At 69.0% G+C, this 25669-nt stretch carries 18 protein-coding genes; 9 read left to right on the top strand and 9 right to left on the bottom strand.

Annotation, left to right across the window (positions count from 1 at the left end; translation table 11 throughout):
- Positions 1 to 75 precede the first annotated feature (75 nt).
- Positions 76 to 876 carry a phosphotransferase gene (locus tag QWI33_RS15975; protein ID WP_289958139.1) on the top strand — a complete coding sequence of 267 codons (801 nt, stop codon included), beginning with the start codon at positions 76 to 78 and terminating at the stop codon, positions 874 to 876.
- A 24-nt stretch (positions 877 to 900) separates the two neighbouring features.
- Here QWI33_RS15975 and QWI33_RS15970 read toward each other — a convergent pair whose 3' ends face one another.
- Positions 901 to 1239 carry a cupin domain-containing protein gene (locus QWI33_RS15970; RefSeq protein WP_289958138.1) on the bottom strand — a complete coding sequence of 113 codons (339 nt, stop codon included), beginning with the start codon at positions 1237 to 1239 and terminating at the stop codon, positions 901 to 903.
- Between the two features lie 166 nt (positions 1240 to 1405).
- On the opposite strand from QWI33_RS15970, the gene QWI33_RS15965 reads away from it, so the two are divergent.
- The 3 genes from QWI33_RS15965 (at position 1406) to QWI33_RS15955 (ending at position 6640) form a co-directional block, all read left to right on the top strand.
- On the top strand, positions 1406 to 3445 hold the full coding sequence (locus QWI33_RS15965) for a glycoside hydrolase family 30 protein (protein ID WP_289958137.1): 2040 nt from the start codon (positions 1406 to 1408) through the stop codon (positions 3443 to 3445).
- A 251-nt stretch (positions 3446 to 3696) separates the two neighbouring features.
- Entirely contained in the window at positions 3697 to 5247 is a 1551-nt protein-coding gene (locus tag QWI33_RS15960) for a pectate lyase family protein (RefSeq protein ID WP_289958136.1), read from the top strand.
- A gap of 151 nt (positions 5248 to 5398) precedes the next feature.
- Entirely contained in the window at positions 5399 to 6640 is a 1242-nt protein-coding gene (locus QWI33_RS15955; protein ID WP_289958135.1) for a DUF2786 domain-containing protein, read from the top strand.
- Between the two features lie 56 nt (positions 6641 to 6696).
- Here the strand turns inward: QWI33_RS15955 and QWI33_RS15950 are convergent, their stop codons facing one another.
- From QWI33_RS15950 to QWI33_RS15930, 5 genes are all read right to left on the bottom strand, one after another.
- The gene (locus QWI33_RS15950; protein ID WP_289958134.1) at positions 6697 to 7071 is read right to left on the bottom strand and encodes an Rv3235 family protein; all 375 of its coding nucleotides are present in this window, start codon (positions 7069 to 7071) and stop codon (positions 6697 to 6699) included.
- 304 nt (positions 7072 to 7375) lie between these two features.
- Complete coding sequence (locus tag QWI33_RS15945; RefSeq protein WP_289958133.1) at positions 7376 to 8269, bottom strand: carbohydrate ABC transporter permease; 894 nt, start codon at positions 8267 to 8269, stop codon at positions 7376 to 7378.
- Positions 8269 to 9255 carry an ABC transporter permease gene (locus QWI33_RS15940; RefSeq protein WP_289958132.1) on the bottom strand — a complete coding sequence of 329 codons (987 nt, stop codon included), beginning with the start codon at positions 9253 to 9255 and terminating at the stop codon, positions 8269 to 8271. The genes QWI33_RS15945 and QWI33_RS15940 overlap by 1 nt, the downstream gene beginning before the upstream one ends.
- Positions 9252 to 10919 (bottom strand): extracellular solute-binding protein, encoded by a 1668-nt coding sequence (locus tag QWI33_RS15935; protein WP_289958131.1) that lies wholly within the window; start codon positions 10917 to 10919, stop codon positions 9252 to 9254. The genes QWI33_RS15940 and QWI33_RS15935 overlap by 4 nt, the downstream gene beginning before the upstream one ends.
- Positions 10920 to 11225: 306 nt before the next feature.
- The gene (locus tag QWI33_RS15930) at positions 11226 to 12203 is read right to left on the bottom strand and encodes a hydroxyacid dehydrogenase (RefSeq protein ID WP_353895494.1); all 978 of its coding nucleotides are present in this window, start codon (positions 12201 to 12203) and stop codon (positions 11226 to 11228) included.
- Positions 12204 to 12639: 436 nt separating this feature from the next.
- Here QWI33_RS15930 and QWI33_RS15925 point away from each other — a divergent pair, with 436 nt between their 5' ends.
- Entirely contained in the window at positions 12640 to 16917 is a 4278-nt protein-coding gene (locus QWI33_RS15925) for a discoidin domain-containing protein (RefSeq protein ID WP_289958129.1), read from the top strand.
- Positions 16918 to 16978: 61 nt separating this feature from the next.
- On the opposite strand, the gene QWI33_RS15920 is transcribed toward QWI33_RS15925, so the two are convergent.
- Positions 16979 to 17470 carry a nucleotidyltransferase domain-containing protein gene (locus QWI33_RS15920; protein ID WP_435367589.1) on the bottom strand — a complete coding sequence of 164 codons (492 nt, stop codon included), beginning with the start codon at positions 17468 to 17470 and terminating at the stop codon, positions 16979 to 16981.
- 487 nt (positions 17471 to 17957) lie between these two features.
- Between QWI33_RS15920 and QWI33_RS15915 the strand changes: the two genes are divergently transcribed.
- The gene (locus QWI33_RS15915; RefSeq protein WP_289958127.1) at positions 17958 to 18452 is read left to right on the top strand and encodes a low temperature requirement protein A; all 495 of its coding nucleotides are present in this window, start codon (positions 17958 to 17960) and stop codon (positions 18450 to 18452) included.
- 69 nt (positions 18453 to 18521) lie between these two features.
- Here QWI33_RS15915 and QWI33_RS15910 read toward each other — a convergent pair whose 3' ends face one another.
- Entirely contained in the window at positions 18522 to 18995 is a 474-nt protein-coding gene (locus tag QWI33_RS15910) for a GNAT family N-acetyltransferase (protein ID WP_289958126.1), read from the bottom strand.
- An 85-nt stretch (positions 18996 to 19080) separates the two neighbouring features.
- Between QWI33_RS15910 and QWI33_RS15905 the strand changes: the two genes are divergently transcribed.
- Positions 19081 to 20760, top strand: a complete 1680-nt coding sequence (locus tag QWI33_RS15905) for a metallophosphoesterase (RefSeq protein WP_289958125.1) — start codon at positions 19081 to 19083, stop codon at positions 20758 to 20760.
- On the opposite strand, the gene QWI33_RS15900 is transcribed toward QWI33_RS15905, so the two are convergent.
- A complete protein-coding gene (locus tag QWI33_RS15900; protein ID WP_289958124.1) occupies positions 20757 to 22319 on the bottom strand; it encodes a peptide MFS transporter in 1563 nt (520 codons plus the stop codon). The two genes, QWI33_RS15905 and QWI33_RS15900, sit on opposite strands and share 4 nt — an antisense overlap.
- A 176-nt stretch (positions 22320 to 22495) precedes the next feature.
- Here QWI33_RS15900 and QWI33_RS15895 point away from each other — a divergent pair, with 176 nt between their 5' ends.
- Positions 22496 to 23446, top strand: coding sequence for a hypothetical protein (locus QWI33_RS15895; RefSeq protein ID WP_289958123.1), 951 nt, complete (start codon positions 22496 to 22498; stop codon positions 23444 to 23446).
- Positions 23447 to 23716: 270 nt separating this feature from the next.
- Entirely contained in the window at positions 23717 to 25342 is a 1626-nt protein-coding gene (groL, locus tag QWI33_RS15890; protein WP_289958122.1) for a chaperonin GroEL, read from the top strand.
- Positions 25343 to 25669: the final 327 nt, after the last annotated feature.

The following is a 25669-nucleotide window of genomic DNA, read 5'->3' as shown; positions in this document are numbered from 1 at the left end:
AGCGGCGGTCTCTTCGGCGCCGATCGGTCGATACGATCGGCCCCACCCCTGAACCGCATCGAGATCGGACCGACGATGGACCAAGAGGACCCGCCCGACGATCCGATCGAGGACGCGATGGCGCGGGGCCGGTTCGCGAACGTGCGCCGCGAGGGCGACACCGTGGTGCGGCACCCGACCGTGGGCAACTCGGGTTCCCTTGCGCTGCTGCGGCATTTCGAGGGCCAGGGCTGCGCACTCACCCCGAGGGTGCTCGAGGCGTCCGAGCGGCACGAGCGGCTCTCCTACATTCCGGGCAACACCGGCTATCCGCCGCTGACCGAGGCCCTGCGGTCCGAGGAGGCGCTCGTGTCGGTGGCGCAGGCCGTCCGCACGGTCCACGACCTCTCGGCGTCCTTTGCCGGGCGCGGGGACTTCGCATGGCATCCGCTCGAGACCTGCCGGCCCGTCCGGGACGCGTCGATCATCGGGCACGGCGACCTGGCCCCGTGGAACATCGTGTTCGAGGGCACCGAGGTCAAAGGCATCATCGACTGGGACGCGGCCGGGCCGATGACCCGGTCCTGGGACATGGCCTACCTCGCGCACCAGTTCGTGCCGTTCCACTCGGGCGGGGACATCTCGAACTGGGGATGGGACCGCCCGCCGGACCGGCGGGCCCGGCTCGCGCTCCTGTGCGAGGCCTACGGCGGGCTCGACCCGGAGGACGTCGTGGACGACGCGATCCTGCGGCTGCACTCGACCGGCGTGTTCCTGCGGCATCGCATCAAGGCCGGCGACCCGCACTTCGAGGCGCAGCGCCGCGAACGGCACGATCGGGGCTTCATAACGGCCGCCGCGAAACTGGCGGCGCACCGCGATGCCCTGCTGGGCTAGTGCACCCGGGGAACCGGCCCCGACTCACTCTGACGGGCGGGCCACCGTGATGAGGAAGACCGCGTCCTCGAGCACGTCCAGGTCGTACTCGTCGACGTCGGGGACGGGGATGAGGTCGAAGGGGACGCCCGTGGTGGACTCGCCGTTCGCGGTCAGGCGGACGCGACCGCGGATGACCAGGAAAGTGGTCTCGCCCGGGTTGGGGTTGTCGTCCAGGACCGCGCCGCGGTTGAGGGCGACGAGGGTCTGGCCCAGGAGCCGCCCGCTGCCGCCGTACACCGTCTTCCCCGCCCTGCCGGAGGGCGAGCCCGCGGCGGCCCGCACCAGTTCCTCTACAACGGTTCCTTCTGCGCTGATCTGCATAGGCCGATGCTAAGGCGCTAGCACAGTTCACGTTGCCGTACGCGCAAATCGTTGGAACCTCGGCATCGCCGCCGGCCCTCGACGGCTCGCATGCGCGTTCGTATCATTCTTCGCGGGCACCGGAAATCCCCTCCCGCGCAGGTGCAACACGAACTGAGGAGCAGCGATGAGCAGCGAAGCCACACCCCGACTGATCGAGCTGCGGTCCGGGCCGCAAGACCGGCGGTTCGACGGCATCGGGGCGGTCAACGGCGGCGGCGCGACCTCGGCGCTGTTCAAGGACTACCCGGAGCCGCAGCGCAGCCAGATCCTGGACCTGGTGTTCGCGCCGCGATTCGGCGCGTCGGTCAGCGCCATGCTCGTCGAGGTCCCCGGCGACGGCAACTCGACGCAGGGCTCCATGCCCAGCCACATGCACACGCCTGACGACCTCGGCACCCACCGCGGCTACACCTGGTGGGTGATGCGGGAGGCCAAGCGCCGCAACCTGAACCTCAGCCTGGACGCCGTCGCCTGGAGCGCGCCCGGCTGGATCGGCGACGGCGAGTACTGGTCGCAGGACATGGCCGACTACTACGTCTCCTGGGTGCAGATCCTGCGCGACGCGCACGGCCTCGAACTCGACGCCATCGGCTGCCGCAACGAGAAGGGCGTGAGCATCCCGTTCGCCAAGCAGCTCAAGGCCTCCCTCGACAAGGCCGGGTTCGGGTCGGTCGCGTTGCACGCCTTCGACAACTGGACGAGCGACAAGTTCGACTTCATCGAGGACCTGCAGCGCGACCCCGAAGCGGCCCGAGCGATCGACGTGCTCGGCGGCCACGTCATGTACGGCGGCGAGGGCTCCGGCTCGTCCCCCGAAGTGCGCGCGTGGTCCGAGGCCACCGGCAAGCCGATCTGGAACACCGAGGACCACGTCTACCGGCCCGGCTTCGACTGCCTCATCGGCATCGTCGAGTGCTTCAACGAGAACTACCTGCTCCACGGAGCCACGAAAGTGGTGCTCTGGTACGACATCGCGGGGGTCTACCCGGTCGAGCCCTACCCGGAGGAGCCGGCGATGGTCGTCGCCCGCGAACCGTGGAGCGGCCACTACACCGTGCGCGAAGCACTCTGGGGATACGCCCATTACGGACAGTTCACTGAGCTCGGCTGGACCTACCTGCACGACGCCTCGACACTCCTGGACGGCGGCGGCAGCGTCGTCGCCCTCCGCTCCGAGACGGGCGACTACAGCCTCATCGCCGAGACCAAGGACGCCGAGGGCCCGCAGCGGCTGCACCTGCGCATCGGCGACGGCCTCGCCGACACACCGGTCACCGTGTGGCGCAGCACCGCCGAGGAACAGTTCATCCACATCGGAGACATCACTCCCGTGGACGGCGCGTTCGACGTCGAACTGGCGCCCGACGCCGTCTACTCCCTGTCGACCACCACCGGCCAGCGCAAGGGCGGCTTCGAGGACGTGCCGGCGAGCCGGCCGTTCCCCTTCCCCTACCGGGACACCTTCGACGGCTACGCCGACCCCGCCGCGCGCGGGCTCCTGCCGCGCTACACCGCCGACATCGCAGGCGCCTTCGAACTCGCGCCCGACCCCGACGGCCGCGGCACGCTCGTGCGCCAGGCCGTACCGCACGCGCCGCACTCGTGGTCGCCGGACTGGCTGCCGTACACCATCATCGGCGACGAGCACTGGGACGACTACGAGGTCGGCGTCCGCGTGCGGCTCGAAGCGGGCGAGACCGCGGCCGTCATGGGCCGGGTCAACCACGTCGGCACCGGCTACGGGTTCGTTCCCAAGTGCTACCTGCTCGAGCTGTCCGCCGACGGGACCTGCCGGCTCGCGCTCGTGAACGGCAAGGAGGACAAGGCCGAGCTCGTCGGCGACGCCGAGCAGCAGGCCATCATCGCCGCCGCGAACGACCGCGACCCCGGCGGCGAACGCACCCTCGCCTCGGCCGCGCTCGACGCGCCCGGCCCGCGCTGGCACCGGTTGGCCCTGCGCTTCGAAGGCACCCGCATCACCGGCCTCGTGGACGGCGAACCGGTCCTGACCGCCGAGGACGCCACCCACGCGCACGGCATGGCGGGCCTGCTCGCGCGCGCCGGGTCCGCTTACAGCACCGCGAGTTTCGCGGACCTGGTCGTCAAGGACATCGGCGCGGACGACCCCGAGCCCTTCACCGACGCGGCGCAGCCCCTCTACTAGCGGCGTCCACGAGCCCGGTCGACTGCGCCGGCAACGACACCGGCGTGGAACGGTCCGGCAGCGGCACTCCACTCGCGAAGCGCGGCCCCGGCTCCCCAGGAGCCGGGGCCGCCGCGCGTCGGAGACGGGTTCATCACTGATGGAGAAAGTTTCTGCAATCGGTTGCACGGTAGGTCTTGACCCTGGGAAAGCCCTTTCCCTACACTCATTGACATCTATCGATCTATCCTTCGCGAAGGAGCAACCACCAGATGAGAAGAACCGTCACCCGAAGTATCGCCGCGGTGATCGCCACCGCGGCCGTGGTCGCCGCAGGCGTCGCCCTGTCGATCACCCACGCCTCGGCGGCAACCGGCGGCGTAACCGGCTACGCCACCCAGAACGGCGGCACCACCGGCGGCGCCGGCGGCGCCACGGTCAAGGCCACCACCGGCACGCAGATCAACCAGGCCCTGTGCAACCGGGCCAGCGCCAGCACCCCGATCACCATCCAGGTCGAGGGCACCATCAACCACGGCAACACCAGTGACGTCTCCGGCAGCAGCTGCGACGTCGGCGCCACCCTCATCGACCTCAAGGAGGTCAGCAACGTCACCATCGTCGGCGTCGGCTCCGGCGCCGTGTTCGACCAGATCGGCATCCACATCCGGTCATCCAGCAACATCATCCTGCAGAACCTGACGATCAAGAACGTCAAGAAGTCCGGCTCGCCCACCTCCAACGGCGGCGACGCCATCGGCATGGAGTCCGGCGTGCGCAACGTCTGGGCCGACCACCTCACCCTCGAGGCCTCAGGCGGTGAGGCCGAAGGCTACGACGGCCTCTTCGACATGAAGGACGACACCAAGTACGTCACGCTCTCCTACAGCATTCTGCGCAACTCCGAGCGCGGCGGCCTGATCGGCTCCAGCGAGACCGACACGTCGAACAGCTTCATCTCCTACCACCACAACCTCTACCAGAACCTCAACTCGCGCGTGCCCCTGCTGCGCGGCGGCACCGCCCACGTCTACAACAACCACTACGTCGGCATCGTCGAGTCGGGCATCAACTCCCGCGCCGGCGGCAAGGCCAAAGTGGACAACAACTACTTCGAGGACTCGAAGGACGTGCTCGGCACCTTCTACACCGACGAGCGCGGCACCTGGCAGACCAGCGGCAACATCCTCGACAACGTGACCTGGTCCAGCCAGGGCAGCGAGAACTACCCCGCCGGCCCCGCCATGGCCTCCACCACCACGGTGAGCATCCCCTACGGCTACGCGCTCGACAACGCCTCCTGCGTCCCGCAGATCGTGGCCAAGACCGCCGGCGCGAACAAGGGCAACCAGGTCTCCGACGGCAGCTGCAACGCGCAGACCCCGTCCCAGAACCCGACGACCCCCACCACCAGCCCGACCACCGGCCCGACCGACCCCGGCACGACCAACCCGCCCGGCGGCGCCAACCTCGCCATCGGCGCCGGCGCCGACGGCTCCAGCAAGGCCAGCGGCACGAGCTTCGGCAACGTCGTCGACGGCAGCATGAGCACCTACTGGTCGCCCTCCGGCACCACCGGCCGCGTCTCCGTCAAATGGGGCTCCGCGCAGACCATCGACACGGTCAACATCCGCGAAGCCGCAGGCAGCGAAGGCAACATCGACAACTGGCAGGTCGTGAACAACGCGACCGGCGCCGTCCTCGCCTCCGGCACCGGGGCGGGCGTGATCACCTTCACCGCCGTCTCCACGACCAAGATCAACTTCGTCATCACCAGTGCGAGCGGCACGCCCCGCGTCGCCGAATTCGAGGCCTACGCCTGACCCCCGGCACACCCCGCGCGGCTTCGCCCCGCGCGGGGTGTCTTCCCTGTCACGCCCGACCCGAACCGCAGTACTGGCCCCGTGACCTGCGACGTTGATACAGTCGCAGGAGTGTTCGCGGGGCTGCCGCGTCCGCGGGATCGGGGGAACGGTGCAACAGGACGAGCTCGACGGGCTGCCGCTCGAGGGACGCGCCCGCTATGCGGTGCTCGGCGTCCTCCAGCGGGCCCGGAGTCTGCGCCTCGACTGGGTCGACGCCGCCTCCGACCTGGAGGGCGGCTCGGATGCGGCGGGCTGGCCGGGGGCGCTCGCCGGGGTCTTCGACGAACTCGGCTCCGATGCGGCCCTGCGCGCGTGGGAGTGGGGCTGGATGCCGCGGGAGGCCTTGAGCGCCTTGCGGAAGTCCCTGAGTCCTGAGGCGGTGCAGGCGGGCGCGGTGATGATGCGCGGCCAGCTGGCGCGGTACCGGGACCTGCAGTTGAGCGACCGCTGGAACGTGCAGCGGGAGGAGCTCGCCGCGATCGCCCCGTTCGCGGGTGTCGCCAAGGCGAGTGCGGGCCTGGGCCGGTGGGACCGGATCGTCCTGTGGGGCGCGGTCCTGGAGGCGCTCGACTTCCTCAGTGGACTCCCGAAGATCCCGAAGGTCGAGCCGCTGCCGGGCGACCTGCTCATCACGCACGGCCTGGGCGTGGCGGAGTCCTCGCGCATCTACGAGAAGATCCGGGCGCTGCTGGCGAAGGCGGAGTCGACGGACTCCGACGCGGAGGCCGAGGCGTTCACGGCCAAGGCGCAGCAGCTCATCGCCCGCCACAGCATCAACGAGGCGCTCCTTGCCGAAGCGGGGCACGGGAAGCGGGACCCCGAGGCGCTGCGCGTGATCATCGAGCGCCCGTACGAGCAGCCCAAGTCGGAGCTGCTGGCGCAGATCGCCGACGCCAACCACTGCCGTTCGGTGTACTGGCCCGACGGGGGTTTCACCACGCTCATCGGCGACCGCGCGGACCTGCGCTCAGTCGAGCTGCTCTTCAACTCCCTGCTGGTGCAGGCGACTTCGGCGATGACCCGGGTCGGCTCCGTATCGGCCAAGCGCGGGAAGTCCCAGACCCGCTCGTTCCGCCAGTCGTTCCTGGCGTCCTTCGCCATGCGCATCGGCGAGCGCCTCCGCGAGTCGGCCGCCGACACCGAGCGCGAGTACGCGGAGGAGACCGGCACCGACCTCGTTCCCGTGATGCGCCAACGCGACCAGCGCGTGGACTCCCGCACGGAGGAGCTCTTCCCCCGCTTGAAGTTCGGGCGCTCCACCCGGATCACGAACTACGAGGGGCACCTCGCGGGCCTGGCCGCGGCCGACGCCGCCCGCCTGACCGCCCCGGAACCGATCACCCGCCGCTGAACGGACACCGCGACGAGGCCCCCGGCGCGCGGCGCCGGGGGCCTCGCCGCCGGTTCTCAGCGCTGGTGCGTGCGGCGGGGGCGGCCGTTGGCGTGGATGAGGTCGCAGTGGTCGAGCCGCCAGCCGTGCCGGGTCGCCCGGAAGGTGAGGGTCATGGCCTGGTGGGCGGGGCCGTTCTCGACCATGGCGACGATCTCGGCCGATTCCCGGGTGGGGAAGTCGGCGCGGACGACCCGGACCCGGCGGAACCTGGTGGGGACGCGGCGCCTGACTCTGGTGAAGGCCTGCCATCCGGCGTCGGTGGCGAAGAGGCGGGCTTCGGCGGCGGATTTGCGTCCGGTGAGGACGTTCAGGAAGAAGGTCGAGTACGAGACGGCCTGGCGGGGCGGGAATCGGTTCGGCAGGTCGCTGAAGTCATTGCGGCACTTCATGGTCTCTCCAGGAAATCGATGGCGGGTCTCGGTTTCGAAGGAGAATCTATTCATCACTTTGGGTGAAGTCAAGCGCACCTGCAGTGACCATCCGGCGTTGGGCGCGTGGCGGTTGTGGGATCTGCACGAGGTCACTTGGCCACGGCTGCTTCGTAAGCGACAGGAGCGCGACGTTGCAGCGGGCGGTCTGCGGAATCCTACAAAAACCAGACAGTCCGCCGTGGCGTGTCGCGTGAAGGGGCCGGGCCGGTCGCCGCGAATGCGGTGACCGGCCCGGTATTCAGTTGTGTCTTGACCCTCGGATTCAGCCTTTGATGGCGCCGGTGAGGACGCCGGAGGTGAAGTAGCGCTGGAGGAACGGGTAGACGATGAGGATCGGCACGGTGGCGAGGACGATGACGGCCATCTGGAGGGTGACGCCGGGCGGGGGCGGGGCGTCGGGGGTGACGGTCGCTCCGGGGATGGCGACGCCGGCGAGGACGTACTGCTGGAGCACGACCTGGATGGGCCACTTCTCGGAGTCGTTGATGTACAGCAGCGCGTTGAAGTAGGTGTTCCAGTAGCCGACGGCGTAGAACAGGCCCATCACGGCGAGCACGGGCTTCGACAGGGGCAGGACGATCTGGAGGAAGATCCGCCATTCGCCGGCGCCGTCGATGCGGGCCGCTTCGATGAGTTCCTCGGGGAGTCCTTGGAAGAAGTTCCTGATGACGATCATGTTGAAGGCCGAGATGAGGCCGGGGATGATCAGGGACCAGGTGGAGTCGAGGAGCCCGAGGTACTTGATGAGCATGAAGTTGGGGATGATGCCGGCGCTGAAGAACATGGTCGCGAGGATGCCGATGAGCACGGCTTTCGCGCCGGGCACTTGGCGGGTGCGGGCCAGGCCCCAGGCGAGCATCGAGGTCGCCGCGAGCGACAGGATCGTGCCGACCACGGTGATGAACAGCGAGTTGGACAGGCCCCGGGTGACGGTGCCGCCGTTGAAGATCGCCCGGTAGGCGTCGAGCGAGTACTCGGTCGGGAAGACCACGCCCGCCCGCGCCTGCTCGGGGGCGGCGAAGCTCATCGCGATGACGTAGAGCAGCGGGTAGATCATGGTGATGACGATGCAGACGATGACGATCGCCTTGATCGCCCTGACCCCCACCGAGGGCGGGTTCATCCATGGTGGACGGCTGGCGGTTGCGGTACCCATCAGAAGATCCCCTCTCCGCCCATCTTCTTGGCGAGCTTGTTGGCCGACAGGACCAGGACGGTGCCGATGATGCCCTTGAGCAGGCCCGCGGCGGTGGCGATGCCCCATTGGCCGCCGAGCACGCCCCGGAAGTAGACGAAGGTGTCGAGCACTTGCGCGGCTTCGGCGCCGACCATGGGCTGCTGGAGCAGGAGCTGCTCGAAGCCGACGGTGAGGATCGAGCCGATGTTGAGGATGAGCAGGAGGGTGGCGACCGGGACGAGCGCGGGCAGGGTGATGTGCCAGGTGCGCTGCCAGCCGGAGGCGCCGTCGATGGCCGCCGCCTCGTACCGCTCGGAGGGGATGCCGGCGATGGCGGCGAAGAAGATGATGGTGCCCCAGCCGGCGTCCTTCCAGATGTTCTGGGCGACGACGAGGAACTTGAAGTTGTCGGCGTCGGTCATCATGTCGAAGCCGGGCATGCCGAACCCGTCGAGGATGCCGGCGACGAGTCCGCCGCCGCCGACGACCTGCTGCCACACCGAGATGACGATGACCCAGGAGAGGAAGTTCGGCAGGTAGACGATGGTCTGCACCAGCCGTTTGACCTTCTCCGACAGGAGCGATTGCAGCAGGAGCGCGAGGGCGATCGGGGCCGGGAACGCGAAGGCCAGCTGCAGGAACGCGATGATGAGCGTGTTCTGCAGGGCGGTGAGGATCTCGGGGTCGGTCCAGATCGCGGTGAAGTTCGCGAGGCCGACCCAGGGCGAGCCCTCGATGCCGCGGAACGGCGAGTAGTCCTGGAACGCGACGACGTTGCCCGCCATGGGCACGTACATGAAGACCAGGAAGAACGCGGCGCCGGGGATGATGAACGTGTACGACCAGCGTTCACGCCAGATCCGCTGGCGCAGTGTGAGGGTGCGCGGTGCGGCGGCGGGCGCGGACGGCCCCGGGGCCCGCTCAGTGCGGGTCCCGGGGCCGGCGTCCGTGGTGTTCACGCTCACTTGCCCGCGTCCTTGAGCGCCTGGGTGTACTCGTCCTTGACCTGCGTGCCCCCTTGGGCCATGTAGTTGGAGACGAAGGACTCGAGGTCGTCGACGCTCTCGCGGCCGGTGATGACGCCGGTCTCGAAGTCGGTCCACAACTGCTTGAGCTGCGCGCCTTTGGTGACGAAGGTCTGCGAGGCGGATTCGAGCCCTTCGAGGGGGCGCGCGATCGAGTTCTGGGCCAGGGCCTCCATGACCGCGACGAACGAGTCGGCCCACGGGGCCGCCTTCGGGTGGAGGCGGTACGAGTTGTCGCCGGAGGTGAGGCCGACGTACTGCACGCCGAGCTCGGTGATGTTGTCCATGTTCGTGACGGGCATGCCGAACTCGTCGAACTCGTAGTGGCGCCCGGGCTGGCCGGAGGCGACGAACAGGGCCTCTTCGGAGCCGAACGGGGCCGAGAAGTAGTCGAGGACGTTGAGGATCTCGGTGAGCCGGTCCTCGTCCTCGGCGGCCTTGGCGGACACGCAGGTCGACTTGCCGTAGGGGATGTTGCGGACGACGAGCTGCGCGGAGCCGTCGAAGCCGGGCATGTCGAAGAAGTCGTACGTCGCGCCCGGGAGGTCGGCCTCCCACTGGGACAGGCCGGTCGCGCCGATGGCCCCGCCGACCGGGTCGTAGCGCAGGGCCGCGCCGGAGACGATGTCGGTCGGCGTGGGGGACATGGAGACCGGGTCGAAGATGCCCTCGGCCCAGGCGCGGGCGAGCCACTCGAGCATCATCTTGTAGTTCTCGGTCTGGACCATGTGGACCAGGTCGCCGTCGCCGTTCAGCTGCCATTCGGGGCCGGTCTTGAACAGGCGCTGGAACATCGAGACGGTCCCGGGGTGGGCGTCGAACTTGTTGAGCCCGTAGACCTTCTGGCCGCCGGGGCCCGATCCGAGCGCCGAGACCTCCTTGAGCATGGTGAACAGCTCGTCGGCGTCCTTGGGGGCGCGGCCGATCGAGGTCTGGTCGACCAGGTCGGTGCGCATCGTCGGGAGGTTCGTGAGGTTCCAGACGATCGAGGGGATCTGGTAGATGCGGCCGTCCTTCAGGCTGGCCTGCCAGATCTCCTCTTTGCGGGCGGCCAGGTTGGGCCACTTGAGGATGTTGTCGCCCGAGAGGGCCTCGGAGAGGTCGGCGAACGCGCCGTCGCGGATGCCCTGCAGGTTCACCGCGGACTGGTCGTTGACGAAGACCAGGTCGGGGACGTCGCCGGAGGCGAGCATGGTCGCGAACTTCTGGTCGAACACCGGCTGGGGGACGAACTGCGGCTCGAAGCTGACGCCGAGGCGCTCGTTGAGCTCCTGCCAGTACGGGTTCTCGTCCAGGGGCTTGGAGGGGTCGCCCCAGGTGAGCTGGAAGCTGGTGACCGTGCCGCCGGAGCCGGGTTCGCGCTCGACCGACTTGAAGTAGGTCTTCGGGTACTCGGTGTAGACGTTCTCCATGCCGGGCGTCTCGGTCGAGTAGTACGGCTGGACGTCCAGGTCCGGGGCCGGCTGGAACGTCGGCATGTCGTAGTCGCCGCCCGTGGCGCCGCCTCCGGCGCTGCCGGAGCAGGCGGCGGTCGAGCCGAGCGCGGTGGCTGCGGCGGCGGCGCCGGCCGCGCCGAGGAGCTTGCGGCGAGAGAGTTCGGCCATGAGGGGCCTCCTTAGATCAACGTTGATACAGGGGTGAGGGATGAGGCTGCCGTGAAGGTTAATTCGGCAGTCGGTGCGGGAGTCCTGCCGGGTGCCGCACCAGGTCGCCGGGGAGATAACGCTATCACCAGAGATGGAAATCAGTCAATGATTCGCGTTGCGGATTCTCGGCTCCCGGCGAGTGGTTTTCGATTGCGGCGCAACGTATTCCCAGCATGATGCCAATTCGTTGCCAAAGCCGCAGGCGCTTTCCTGTCGTCGGTTCGACCGGAAAACGATTAGATATCGGTTTCTATCTTCGCCGCATCACGCCTGCCTCCACAACGTCTCGGCATCCACGCGGTGCAGCAGCGGCTCGCCCGCCGCGTACCGCTCGGCGTCCTCGACCATGAACAGGCCCATGCGGGACAGCTCGTTGCCGTGCGAACCCGCCACATGCGGCGTCAGGAAGACGTTCGGAAGATCGTAGAGCGGCGAATGCGCCGGCAGCGGCTCCGGATGCGTCACGTCGATGACCGCCGAGAGCCGCCCGTTGAGCAGCTCCACGGTGAGCGCCTCCGTGTCGACCAGGCGCCCGCGCGACGTGTTGACCACCACCGTGCCCTCCCGCATGAGCGCCAACCGCTCCGCGTTGATGAGGTGCTCGGTCTCGGGCAGGTCGGGGGCGTGGACGCTGACCACGTCCGCCCGGGCCACCAGCTCATCGAGCCCGACCGACACCGCGCCCAGCTCCGCCGCCTCCGCCGCGTCCACGAACGGGTCGTACAGCAGCACCGTGAAATCGAAGGGCCGCAAGAGCTCCAGCACGCGCCGCCCGATCTTCGAAGCGCTCACGATGCCGATGGTGCGGCCGAAGTTGCCCACATCCGGGTGGATGTAGCCGAGCGTGAAGCTCCGCTCCTTGCGGAAGTCCTCGCGGAGCTGGAAGATGCCCTTGCCCGCCAGGAGGATCGACGCGAGCGTGTACTCCGCGACCGGCAGCGCGTTCGCCCCCGACGAACTCGAGACGACCACGCCCCGCGCCCAGCCGGCCTCGCCGAGAAGCCATTTCACCGTCCCGGCCGCGTGCAGCACGGCCTTGAGGTTCGGCGCCCCGGCCAGCACGTCGTCGTTCAGCCTCGGCACACCCCAACTGGAGACGACGACCTCCGCCTCCGCGAGCGCCGCCTTCGCGGCGGGCTCGGCGAAGTCCTGGACGACGAGACCGGGGTCGAAGTCGAGCACGGCGGCGAGACGCCGCATGAGCGGCTCGGGGAAGAGCTGATGGAGGAACTCAGGGCTCATGGCCAAGAGCGCTCTGGGTCGGTCTGCCACTCGGGGTCCTTCAGGGTCGCCGGATAGATATCGGTTTCTAAGTTAGATCTGAAACCCCGGCTTGTCGAGACCCGCAGATCGACCAATGTCACCGAACTTGTGCCAGATCACCCGTCGCACCAGTCGATCATGCAGCTAGACAACAAGATTCATAAAAGATAACGATTCGGTAACCGGCCTTCACGGCCTCAGAACACCACCTCACTGAGCAGAGAACGTTATCTGCTCAAGCCTTGATTCTCGCCACCGCAACCGCTATCGTCCGCATAGACGAATCCCGATATCCCCCCGCCAACGCACCCGACCGGGCCACGCCGGCACCCGCCGCCCGCAAACCCGAGGCACCACGCCTCCACCCCCTCATGCGAGGCCCACCCCCACGGGCCCCAACCCGAAAGGACGTGCAATGACGCAAGTCGACCGACGAAAGCGGCCGCGCCTCATCGCGCTCGCCGCCGCCCTCGCGGCGGGCATCGCGGTAGTCGCCGCACCGCCCCCCGCACACGCGCAGGAGCAGGACCCACCGCCCTACGCCGGACTCCTCACCGACCACGTCGTACAGGTCAACGAAACCGTGAGCGACGCCGGATTCGTCCACCCCGGCGTCGGCCTCTCCGCCGACGACCTGCGCAACGCCCAAGACATGGTCCGCACCGGCCAAGAACCCTGGGCCTCCTACTTCGACGCCATGACCAAGACCGGCGCCACCTCCAAGACCTACCGCGCGACCAACTCCAAATCCGCCGCCCAACCCGACGTCGCGCTCGACCCGAACTTCAACCACGGAGGCCTCCGCGGCCGCGAGACCGCCGACTCCTTCGGCGCCCTCAGCCAATCCCTCATGTGGGTCATGACCGGCAACGAGGTCTACCGCAAGAACGCCATCCAGGCCCTGCGCACCTGGGCCAGCATGAACCCCGACGGATTCAAGTACTTCCCCGACGCCCACATCCACACCGGCAAACCGCTCTCCCAGTTCCTCATGGCCGCCGAGATCATCCGCGCCACCGAACCGGTCGCCGACGACACCCCCGGCACCCACGACGGCTACAGCGTCGAATGGACCGCCGACGACGACGCGAACCTGCTCGGCAACTTCGCCCAGCCACTCGTCGAGACGTTCCTCTACTCGCCCGAGAAGTGGATGAACCAGCACAACTTCGGGCTCTACGGCCGCATCGCCACCGCGATCTACGCCGACGACACCGCCGCCTACGCCAAAGGCGTCGAGTGGTTCACCGTCAACTCCGAATTCGTGAACTACACCAGCGGCGGACTCGCGCAGCAGATCCCGCTCATCGAAGCCGACGACCCCGCCAACCCCTACGGCGAAGACTTCGTGCAACTCCGCGAAATGGGCCGCGACCAGGCCCACGCCGAGTGCAACATCGACAACTTCGCCGCACTGGCGCGCTTCCTCCACGTCCAGGGCACCGAAGTGGACCCCGAGGACGGGACCGTCTCCACCGCCGACGACGCCGTGAGCGCCTACGGCTTCCTCGGCAACCGGCTCCTCGCCGGCGCGAACGCCTTCGACGGCTACATGATGGGCCTGCCCACCAAGTACATCGACGACCGCGGCACCGGCGGGACCGTCTCACCGGCCTACCGCGGCCGGATGTTCAACGCGCTCAACGAGTTGTACTACCAGTACAAGTACGTCGAAGGCGTCGACGTCGAGACCGAGGCACCGAACGTCGCACTCCTCAACGAGCGCATGGACGGCCCCCTCTACAGCTACGGGACCGGCGTCAACAACTTCTGGAGCGCCGGCGACAAGAGCGTCGAGTACTGGGTGGCGTTCCCGCCCGAGATCGCCGGCACCGAGCCGGCCCCGGTCGAGGACACCGCCCTCACCTTCGGCAACTACGGCCTCCCGCTCGACGACGGCACCGAGATCGTCACCGAGGACGAGCTGACCTTCGCCCGCGCCACCGCTGACGCGGACGGCACCGTCAGCGTCGTCAGCCGCGTGATGTACCCCGGCTCCAGCAAGCTGGGCGTGCGCGTGCGCACCGACGGCCCCGCCGTCCTCGAAGTGCTCGACAAGGAGGAGCGCGACCCCCGCAACGAGGCCGAACCCGAGCCGGGCGTCATGGCCCGGATCGAACTGCCTGACACCCAAGGCGAATGGCGGTACATCACCTACCCCGCCGCCGGACCCCACACCCAGTACTACCGGATCACCGGCGACGGCACCACTGTGGACATGGACAGCCTCATGTTCAACGCCCAGACCCAACTCAGCCCACCCGTCTTCGAGCAGGCGCGCGGCAGGTACTACCTGTGGCCGGACGCGACCTCGACGTTCGAACTCGGCGCGACCGACACGGGCAGCGCTCCGGCGTACACCGCCGCCGGCCTGCCCGAAGGCGCCGGACTCGACGCCGAGACCGGCACGCTGACCTGGAAGCCGACCCCGCACGACCGCGGCACCCACAACGTCCAGATCATCGCCGACGATGGCGACGCCCTCTCCACGCGGACCTTCGAGATCGTCGTGGCCAAGAACCGGCCCAAGATGATCGACGCCGCCGTCGCCGACGGCACCGAAGAGGGCGCGGTCTACACCACGGTCTCCGACGAGCCCTACCGGGCCGCCCTCGCCGCCGCGCGCGACGCGTCCGAGAACGGCACCGACGAGGAGTTCCGCACCGCGTTCCAGGCCCTGCTCGACGCCATCGAGGGGCTCGAACTGCTCAACCCGCGCCTGGCGGACGGATCGCTGGACTACCGCAATGCGGTCACACCTGCCAACATGACCGCGGACCAGGCCCGCGCCCTCGCCGACGGCAACACCCACAGCCACTTCGGCGACCTGCGGGTCGGGTTCGTCACGTTCGACTACGGCACCCGGTACCGCGTCTCGGTCGAGGAGTTCGGCCTCCAGGCCCGCTTCTCGTTCCCGATGCGCTCGCAGGGCACCAACGTGTACGGCTCCAACGACGGCATCACCTGGGACCTCCTCACCGAGCGGCCCACCGGCGACACCAACGACATGGAGACCATCCCCGTCGTCGCCGAGCACCGCGGCAAGGAGTACCGCTACCTGAAGCTCCAGATCGACGATCCGGCCCCGCCGATCGACCCCGCCTACCCGGGCATCTGGTCCCTCGGCGAGTTCCACGTCTTCGGCGACCGCTCTGAAGTCACCGGCGACATCGCCGACGTCTCGGTGGCCTCACCGGGCGCCCTGGCGGGCAGGGTGACCGCCGGCGCCGACGTCAACGTGACCTTCACCAGCGCGAAGCCCGTCAGCGACGTCGCGGTCAGCGTCGGAGGGCAAGCACTCACGGCCACCAGCGAGGATTCGCTGTCGTGGACGGCCACGGGCACGCTCGGCGACCTCACCGGCGGCGGCCGCCTCGACCTCGTGGTCGACCACACCACAGAGGACGGTGAAACGGCAGCGACGATCCACGGCGCCACCGACGGCACCGCCCTGTACGGCTCGGACGAGAGCAACCTGATCGACCTCGCCGACGCCGAAGTGGTCAAGGCGGACGGTACGGCCGACCAGTCCAAGGCCGTCCACGCGGCGAACATGCTCGACGGCAAGGCGAACACGTTCAGCGACGTGCCCGCCGTCGACGGCCAGACCTACCTCGTCTGGGACTTCGGCGCGGGCACGCAGGTGAGCGTGGACCGCATCGACTACCTTGCGCGCCAGGACAGCGAAGGCGTGCGCCGCATGGACGACCAGGTGATCCAGGGCTCGAACGACCTCACGACCTGGACCACGGTCGCCGACGCGTCGTACAAGACCCTCACGTGGCAGAACCTCCCGGCGGAGCACACGGACGGCTACCGCTACCTGAGGGTCACGAACAGCGCGCCGATCTACATCGCGGAGCTGCGGCTCTTCGGCGAGCCCGTCTACGACATCGACCCGCTCCTGGAGCGCGCCGACGCCGTGGACCTGAGCGGCTACACCCGAGGCTCGCAGATCCTCTTCCCACGCGAGGTCGCTGCGGTCCGCGCGGCCCTGGCCGAACCGGACGCCGACGAGCAGGACCTCGCCCAGCGACTCGTGAACGCCTGGGACCTGTTGGACCCCGCGGCGGCCGAAGCGCCCGCCGGATTCGACCAGTCCTGGGTCGCGGCCAGCACCGCGACCGCCGACGGCGCGACCAGCGCGGCCGCCAACGGCTGGCGGATGTTCGACGGCAACACCGGCACGTGGACGGACACGACCACGAAGTCCTGCACCAACACCGTGCTCCCCGCCGACGGCACCGCATACACGATCGTCGGCGTGAAGTACTTCCCGCGGGACAACGCGCATCTGCGGGCGACCGGCCTGGAAATCCAGGGATCGAACGACGGCGGCGCGACCTGGACCAAGTTCGCGAGCACGGGGACCCCGGTCCGCGGCTGGAACACGGTCGCCCTCGCCGAGCCCGTCCACTACGGGGCCCTGCGCCTCAGCGGCGGCAACGGCTACTGCAACGTCGCTGAACTCCAGTTCATCGTCGAAGTCATCGACAAGTCCGGCCTCGCCGTCCACCTCGACGACGCGGCCGCACTCACCGAGACCGACTGGACCGCCGACACCTGGGCGGCCCTGGTCGCCGCCCGCGACGCGGCGACCACCGCCAACGACGACAAGGGCGCCACACAGGAAGAGGTGGACACCGCCACCGAAGCCCTTGCCGCAGCGATCGACGGTCTGACCAAGGCCTGACGCAGCTCGACGAAAAGGGCCCCAAGCGCGGAAGCGCTTGGGGCCCTTGCCTTTTCGCGTTCTAGAAGTGAGTGGCGATGCCGAACGCCTCGCGCAGGCGCGCCATGTCGTGAAGGTCCCGGTCCGCGGGCTCATAGCCCTGGTGGAAGTGCACCTGCTGCTCAGCCGAAAGGCACGGCACCGCGATGCCGTCGATGCCGCCCTCGGCGAAGGCCGAAGCCGGGTAGAGGAACGGCTTCCCGGGCTCGAGCGAGGCCTGCTCGGCCGACCCGTCCGCGGCGAACACCAGCGGGTGCAGGTCGATCTCCCGGCCGTCCGGGTGCGCCATCACGAACCGCACCGGCCGCCAGTCGACGGTCTCGGCGAACCCGAGCCCTGCGAGCAGTGCCATGAGCCGGGATTCCTCGCCGGCCACATGCAGGAGGTCGAGGTCGCGGTGCGGACGCGTCTGCTTCCCGAGCAACGCGTCGATCCCCCAGCCGCCGCCGACCCACACTGACAATCCTGCTCGCTCGATCTCGCCGAGCACCGCTATGGCCTGTTCCGACTGCATCATCGCGCCGATCGTAGTCGCGGGTTCCCGGCGAGCCGTACAAACCGGGCGTCCGTGGTTACGATCAGCCGATGAGCGTGTCGGGTGTGCGGGCGGCCGAGGTGGTGTCTCGGCCGCCCGCGTGTGCTCCCGCGGGAGCGAGGGGCGGTAGGGCATCTGGCGGGGACCGCGCGCGGCCGGATTGCCGCGCGCGACCTCGGTATGGCGACGTTCGCGAATCCCCTTCTGTCGCCGCCATCCCGCTGATGCCCGATGGCGTTTTTGCCATCTACTACAACACGATGGGTAGTGGAGTGGCAACAGAAGTTTTCCGCCTGTGGATAACTCACCGCAAAATCAGTGTTACTGCAGGTCAACTGCCTGTGGATAACTTCGGGGGTGTGGAGGCCTCCGGCGGCCGGGTTCGCTGGAAGTGCTCTCGCGGGGTCGGGGGCTCCGGTGCCGCTCGCGTCCGCTCGTCTGCGTTGCGGCCCTTCGGGAGGCGGTCGTGATCCTCGGCGGCGTGGAGTTCGGTGCGGGTGGCGTGGCCGCGGTGGTCCTGGGGCTGGCTACCCTCGTCGTCGTCTGGCGCCTCTATCTCGGCGCTCGCCCCGGCGATGACGAGCGCGCTGCCGCGCCTGAGGACTTTCGTCGCGCCTCCGCTTTCGCGCACGCCCTCATGGTCGGCGCTGCCGTCCTCATCGGCGTCGGCGCGCTGCTCGTACTCGCCGATCCCTGGGGCACCGCGGACACCACCGCGATCGCCACCGTCCTCGGTGGTCCCGCGGTCTACCTCGTCGGCGAACTCGTCCTCACCCGCGCAGACAGCGGCCGCATCGCCGCCTCGCGGATCGCCGCCCTCTGCTGCCTCGCCGTGCTCGCGCTCATCGCGTTCGCGCTGCCCGCCCTCGTCCTCGCGGCCCTCGCGCTCGCCGTCGTACTGCTGCTTTCGCTCGCGGCCTCCGGCTGGTTCCGCCTGCCGTCCATGGACGTCGACGAGTGAGGCGAGCGGTCGGCGGAGCCGGCCCAGGCGGGTGAGAGCGGAGCCGGCTCCTACGAGTGCGGCGGCCGTTCAGCGGTTGCGGTTCAGCCGCATCGCCGGCTCCTCGGAGACCGTGAACCCGAGTTCCCGGTACAGCCCTTCGCCCTCCTGCGAAGCGAGCAGCTCCATGACGTGCACGCTCTGGTCCTCGAACCAGTCGAGCAGCGCCTTCGTGCAGGCCCGGCTGTACCCGCGGCCCCGCCACTGCGGATCGGTGACCACGTTGAAGATCCAGCCGTACCGCCCCGAAGGGTTGAACGGGTTCGGCAGCCGCTCGCTGATCACCCCGGTCGCGCAGGACGCCAGCGCGCCCGAGCCGTCCGGGGCCTCGACGACGGTGACGGCCATCGTCGGTTTCGGCTCGTCGAGGCGGCGCTGGAGGATCGCGGCGGTCTCGGGCTTCCAGCCGGTGTCGCTCATGTCGAACCAGGGCGCGAGCATGACCTCGCGGAGCCGGATGATCTCGTCGATGTCGCCGAGTTCGGCGTGGCGTGCGTTCGTCATGCCGGGAGCTTACGGGCGGATCGGGCGTTCGCCTAGGCGGTTTCTCGGGTTCCCTTGGCGCGCAGAACGTGCCATGATGTGGTCTATGTCCCACCGCCCCAAGGACCTCAGTCCTGAGCAGCTCCGTTTCCGGCCGCAGGGGCCGGTGCGCTGGTTGTCGCCGCGCACGCTGCTCGATACGAGCATGCGGTTCGGGCTGGCGCGGGTCTTCGGCGGCTATGTGGACAAGCGCGAGATCATCGGGGGCCGCCCGCAGGGGGTGTTCAACCATGCGGACGCCGATGAGCTGTGGCTCGATTACGTGGCGGACGTGGGGGACGGTTTCAATGCGACGTACTCGGTCGCGTACCTGATGGCGCAGGAGCACCTCGAGGTGGCCGGGGAGCGGCTGCCGCGCGGGTCGGTGCTCATCATGGGCGGCGACGAGGTGTACCCGGCGGGGGACTGGCTCGAGTACGAGCAGCGGATGAAGGGCCCGTACGAGGCGGCGAACCCGGGCAGTCCGGTGTCGCTGTATGCGATCCCTGGGAACCACGACTGGTTCGACGGGTTGACGGCGTTCGCGCGGCAGTTCACCGAGGGCCGGAAGGTGGGCGGGTACCGGACGTATCAGAAGCGGTCGTATTTCGCGTTGGAGCTGCCGCACCGCTGGTGGTTGTTCGCGGTGGACGCCCAGTTCGACACGCATCTGGATCAGACGCAGATCGAGTACTTCCGGCATGCGGCGCAGCGGATGCGCCAGGGCGACCAGGTGATCCTGTGCGTGCCGCAGCCCTCCTGGCTGTGGACGGAGGACGATCCGCGCTCGTTCGACCGGATCGACCATTTCATCCGGGACGTGGTGGCGGCGCGCGGCGCGCGGGTGCCGCTCGTGGTCACCGGCGACCGCCACCATTACGCGCACTACGAGGAGATCGACGGCTCACGCCACCTGGTCACGGCCGGCGGCGGGGGCGCGTACCTGTCGCCGACGCACACACTGCCGGAGGAGTTGACGGCGCCGCGGAAGTCGGTGTCCGAACCCGATGCGCGCGAGCGGGACTACCGGTTGACGCAGGCGTATCCGTCGAAGGCGAAGTCGATGGGGTACGCGTTCGGGATCTTCGCGCGGCTGCCGTGGTTCAACAAGGGCTTCGTGGCGCTGATGGCGGTGGTGGGGCTCATCGCGACGGTGTCCATTCTGGAGGGCACGGGCACGTTCGTGGCGGTGACGGCGGTGCTCCTGGGGGCCGGGGTCGGTTTCGCGCACCCGGGTCAGGGCAGCCGCACGTCGCGCCATTACACGCTCGGGGGCCTGCACGGCCTGGCGCAGGTGGCCTTGTCGTGGGGCGGGGCCCAGGCGATCAAGATGTTCGACGACGTGAGCCTGTGGACGTACCTGGCGTACCTGCCGCTGGCGGGGCTGGCGGGCACGTGGGTCGTGGGCCTGTACCTGGTGGTGGCGAACCGGTTGGGCGTCAACGCGAACGAGCTGTTCGCGGGCATGTCGGTGATCGATCAGAAGTGCTTCCTGCGGATCAAGGTCGCGTCGGACGGGGTCACGGTGTACCCGATCGGGTTGGACCGCGTGTCGCGCCGCTGGGTCGCCGATCCCGACGGGGCGCCGACGGATTCGTTCATCAAGCCGGTCGATCCGCTCAAGCCGCGGCTCATCGAGCCGGGCTTCTCGGCCCTCCACCCGGGGCCGCGCAGTGCCGAGTTGCCCCCGCAGCATCCCGTGCGCCGCCTGATGGCCCAGGCCGGCGAGTGGTTCAAGTCGGGTTAGTCGACGCGGCCGTCCGAGCCCCTGCCGAACTCGGGTTCGGGCGGCGTCTCGAGCGTCGCGTTCGGCCCGTGCCCGCCGCGGCCCATGAGCCGGTGGATGGCGGGGCTGAAGATCGCGAGGACGACGGCGGTGAGGATCGCGATGCCGGCGAGGATGTAGAAGAACGCGGCCTCGCCGACCCTCGGCACGAGGAACGCGAACGCCTGCCCGCCGAGCGGTGTGCCCACCGCGGGGCCGAGGAACCACACGCCCATCATCTGCCCCTTGAGGTTCGGCGGGGCGAGCTGCGTGGTGACGCTCAGGCCGACGGGGGAGACGCACAGCTCGCCGAAGGTGAGCAGCAGGTACACCCAGGCCATCCAGGCGAGGCCGACGAGCACGCCGTCGTCGGCGCGGGTCTGGAGCCAGCCGAGGAACACGTACGCGAAGCCGACGAGGAACACGCCGACCGCGAACTTGTACGCGGTCCCGAAGCGGGTGCCGGCCTTCAGCCAGATGACGCCGAAGATCGGGGAGAAGATCAGGATGAAGATCGAGTTGAAGTTCTGGACCCCGCCGGCGGGCAGGTGGAAGCCCCACGAGTCGAGGTCGACGGAGTTCGCGGCGAACGCGGTGAGCACGGAGCCCATCTGGAGGTACAGCATCCAGAACACGACCGAGGCGATGAACAGGCCCACGTAGGCGCGCAGCCCGGCCTTCTCGGCGGGCGTGATGTCCTTGGCCTCGCCGAAGATGTAGACGAAGTACCAGACGGCGGCGGCGATCGAGAGGCCCGTGACGACCGTGGGCACGGTGGAGAGGGTGAGCGTCCCGGTCCAGGCCCAGATCGCGATCGCGACGGCCGCGATGGCCAGCGCGATGACGATGATCTTGGCGGACTGCTTCTTCTCGGCTTCGCTGAGCGGGCGGGCCGGGCCGATGCCGGCGTTCGACAGGCGCGGCCAGCCGCGCACGTACCAGAGGAGGCCGAGGGCCATGCCGACCGCGGCGGCGCCGAAGCCGAGGTGCCACCGGTCGTCCCCGGCGAGGTAGGGGGTGATGAGGATGCCGAGGAACGCGCCGAGGTTGATGCCCATGTAGAACACGGAGAACCCGGCGTCGCGGCGGGCGTCGGTGTCGCCGTCGTAGAGCTTGCCGACCATCACGGAGATGTTCGGCTTCAGCAGGCCCGAGCCGGCGACGACGAGGAAGAGGCCGAAGAAGACCATCGCCGGGTTGTCGAGGGGGATGGCCATGGAGATGTGGCCGGCCATGATGATGATGCCGCCGATGAGGACGGCGCGGCGGGGCCCGAGGATGCGGTCGGCCAGCCAGCCGCCGGGCAGCGCCGTCAGGTAGACGAGCCCGGAGTAGAGCGAGGCGATCGGGACGGCGACGGTGTCGGCGAGGCCGAGGCCGTTCTGCGCGGTGTCGGCGACGAGGAACGTGAGGAGGATGCCCTGCAGGCCGTAGAAGCTGAACCGCTCCCACATCTCGGTGCCGAAGAGGACGGCGAGGCCGCGGGGATGCCCGAAGAAGGTCTTCTCGCGGCCGACCGGTCGCGGTTCGCGGTGGGACATCGGCGCTCCCGGTGTGCTCGGCGGTCTCTTCTACCGGCGCGACGTGCACCGATACCTGCGTACGGTAGTGGCTCGGGGGCGGCCGGGCAGGGGAATGCGCGAACGTGTCATCCCCGAACGGATGCGTTGCAGCTGTTTGTCTGATATGCACCGTTCATTGCCTTAAGATCCCGCGTATGAGCGACGATCCATACTGGAACGCGGGGCAGGGCGGCGAGCCCTCGGGCCGCTTCTCCGGCGGCGACCCCCTGGTGACCGACACGTTCGAGGGCTGGTGGCACGCGTCGATGGACGTCGTGCAGCGCTCCTGGCGCACGGTCGGCCTCATCCTCCTCATCGGGGTCGTCCTGCCGCGCTGGGTCCTCGGCGCGTTCAACAACACCGTGCGCACCCCCCACATCGACGTGGACCAGACCGACTGGGGCACGATCGTCCGCGAGTACAGCCCCGGCGTCGCCGTGGGCGTCATCGGCGCGATCCTCTCCCTGGCCGTCCTCTACGTCTCCGGCTCGGCCGCGCTCGCCGCCGTGCGCACCGCCGCCGCCGAAGCGGCCGGCGGCTTCCTCGCCCTCGGCGAGGCCTTCTCCTTCGGCTTCAAGCGCGGCGGCCGGTTCTTCCTGTGGCTCCTGCTCGCCTGGGTCACCATCGCCGTCGGCCTCGTGCTCTGCGTCCTGCCCGGCCTGTGGGCGATCTTCGCGCTCAGCCTCATGGCGCCCGCCGCCGTCTTCGAGGCCCGCCGCAGTCCCTACGCCCGCTCCATCCAGCTGACGCACTCGGCGTTCTGGCCCGCCCTGGGCCGCATCGTCATCGTCGTCCTCGTCGCCATCGCCGCGAACCTCATCATCTCCCTCGTCGGCCTGCTCCTGGCCGGTGTCTGGCACGCGGTCTTCGCGTCCTGGCTCGCCACCGTGCTCACCGTCCTCACCGAGGCGGTCATGGCGCTGCTCCTGCTCGTGCCCATGATCTGGATCCTCGCCGCGTCCCTGTGCACGTACGCGTGGCTGCGCGGGCGCGCCGAATCCGTCTCGGCCACCTCGCTCTCCGCGGAGGCCGCGGGCGTCGCCGTCGACCCGGCCGAGCCCGGCGAACCGGGCCACCCGGCCCCGCCGCCGCCACCGAATCCGTAGACCGCACCAGCGAGGCCCGGGCGCCAGCCCGGGCCTCCTTGCTCGTTTACGGCCCGCAAGCGTCGCCGAGGCCGCTTTTTACCACTTGTTTCGCGCCCCGGATTGGCACTCTCAAGGCGAGAGTGCTATACCTGGAGCTGGCACTCGCAGCTGGCGAGTGCTAAGAACGCTAAGAACGCGATGAGGTGGTCGAGCCTGCACAGGCTCACCGTCGCGGGGATGCCGCCTCACCGTCGACCACGAACGTTATCCGAAAGGAAGCCATCGACCATGGCGAAGATGATCGCATTCGACGAGGAGGCTCGCCGCGGGCTCGAGCGGGGCATGAACACCCTCGCTGAAGCCGTCAAGGTGACCCTCGGCCCGAAGGGCCGCAACGTGGTGCTCGACAAGAAGTGGGGCGCCCCGACGATCACCAACGACGGTGTGTCCGTCGCCAAGGAGATCGAGCTCGAAGACCCGTACGAGCGCATCGGCGCCGAACTGGTCAAGGAAGTCGCCAAGAAGACCGACGACGTCGCGGGCGACGGCACCACCACCGCCACCGTGCTGGCCCAGGCCCTCGTCAAGGAAGGCCTCCGCGCGGTCGCCGCCGGCGCCAACCCGATCGCCATCAAGAAGGGCATCGAGAAGGCCGTCGCCGCCGTTGTGGAGCACCTCCAGTCCACCTCCACCGAGGTCGAGACCGAGGAGCAGATCGCTTCCACCGCTTCGATCTCTGCGGGCGACGTCACCGTCGGCGCCATCATCGCCGAGGCGATGGAGAAGGTCGGCAAGGAAGGCGTCATCACCGTCGAGGAGTCGAACACCTTCGGCCTCGACCTCGAGCTCACCGAGGGCATGCGCTTCGACAAGGGCTACCTGTCCGGTTACTTCGTGACCGACCAGGACCGCATGGAGGCCGTGCTCGAGGACCCGTACATCCTCGTCGCCAACCAGAAGATCTCCGCGGTCAAGGACCTGCTCCCGACCCTGGAGAAGGTCACCCAGACCGGCAAGCCGCTCCTGATCATCGCCGAGGACGTGGACGGCGAAGCCCTCCCGACCCTCGTCGTGAACAAGATCCGCGGCATCTTCAAGTCGGCCGCCGTCAAGGCCCCCGGCTTCGGCGACCGCCGCAAGGCCATGCTCGGCGACATCGCCATCCTCACCGGCGGCCAGGTCATCTCCGAGGAGATCGGCCTCAAGCTCGAGAACACCGACCTGTCCCTCCTGGGCCAGGCCCGCAAGGTCGTCATCACCAAGGACGACACCATCATCGTCGACGGCGGTGGCGAGGAAGAGGCGATCCAGGGCCGGATCAACCAGATCCGCGCCGAGATCGACAACTCCGACTCCGACTACGACCGCGAGAAGCTGCAGGAGCGCCTGGCGCGCCTCGCCGGCGGCGTGGCCGTCATCAAGGTCGGCGCGGCCACCGAGGTCGAGCTCAAGGAGCGCAAGCACCGCGTCGAAGACGCCGTGCGCAACGCCAAGGCTGCCGTCGAAGAGGGCATCCTCGCCGGCGGCGGCACCGCGCTGGCCCAGGCCGGCGCGATCGCCTTCGACAAGATCGAGGCCGACGGCGACGAGGCGACCGGTGTCGAGATCGTGCGCCGCTCGCTCGGTGCGCCGCTGCGCGCCATCGCCGAGAACGCCGGCCTCGAAGGCGGCGTCGTGGTGGAGAAGGTCCGCAACCTGCCCACCGGCCACGGCCTGAACGCCGCGACCGGCGAGTACGTGGACATGCTCGCCGCGGGCATCCCCGACCCGACCAAGGTCACCCGCTCGGCGCTGCAGAACGCCGCGTCGATCGCCGCGCTGTTCCTCACCACCGAGGCCGTCGTCGCCGACGCCCCGGAGAAGGAATCCGCCGGCGGCGCGCCCGACATGGGCGGCATGGGCGGCATGATGTAGCCAGTCCTTCGGGACCGGCTGCTCAGGCCGACTGAGTACTGCGGGGGAGAACCGCTCACTGTATTGTGAGTGGTTCTCCCTTTCTCTGTACTGGCTGCCAGTGCAGACGGCGTAGTCCGCTGCGCAAGCGCGGCATACCGCCCCCTCCAAGGACGGTATGCCGCGTTACCGCCGCCGCAGGCACTCTTTCGGGTGACAGATTTCCTTACGACGGTAAGAACGGCGGTTTTCTGTCGGACCCCGGCGGCACACTTGAACCGGGGTCGCCCCCCTGGGAGGGCGGGGGACTGCCCGGGGATCGCCGAGGGGACCGAACCGACTGCGCCC

This window comes from Glycomyces tritici, assembly GCF_030403505.1.
Note: the sequence above shows the minus strand (reverse complement) of the source record. Positions and strands in the feature narration are given on the sequence as shown.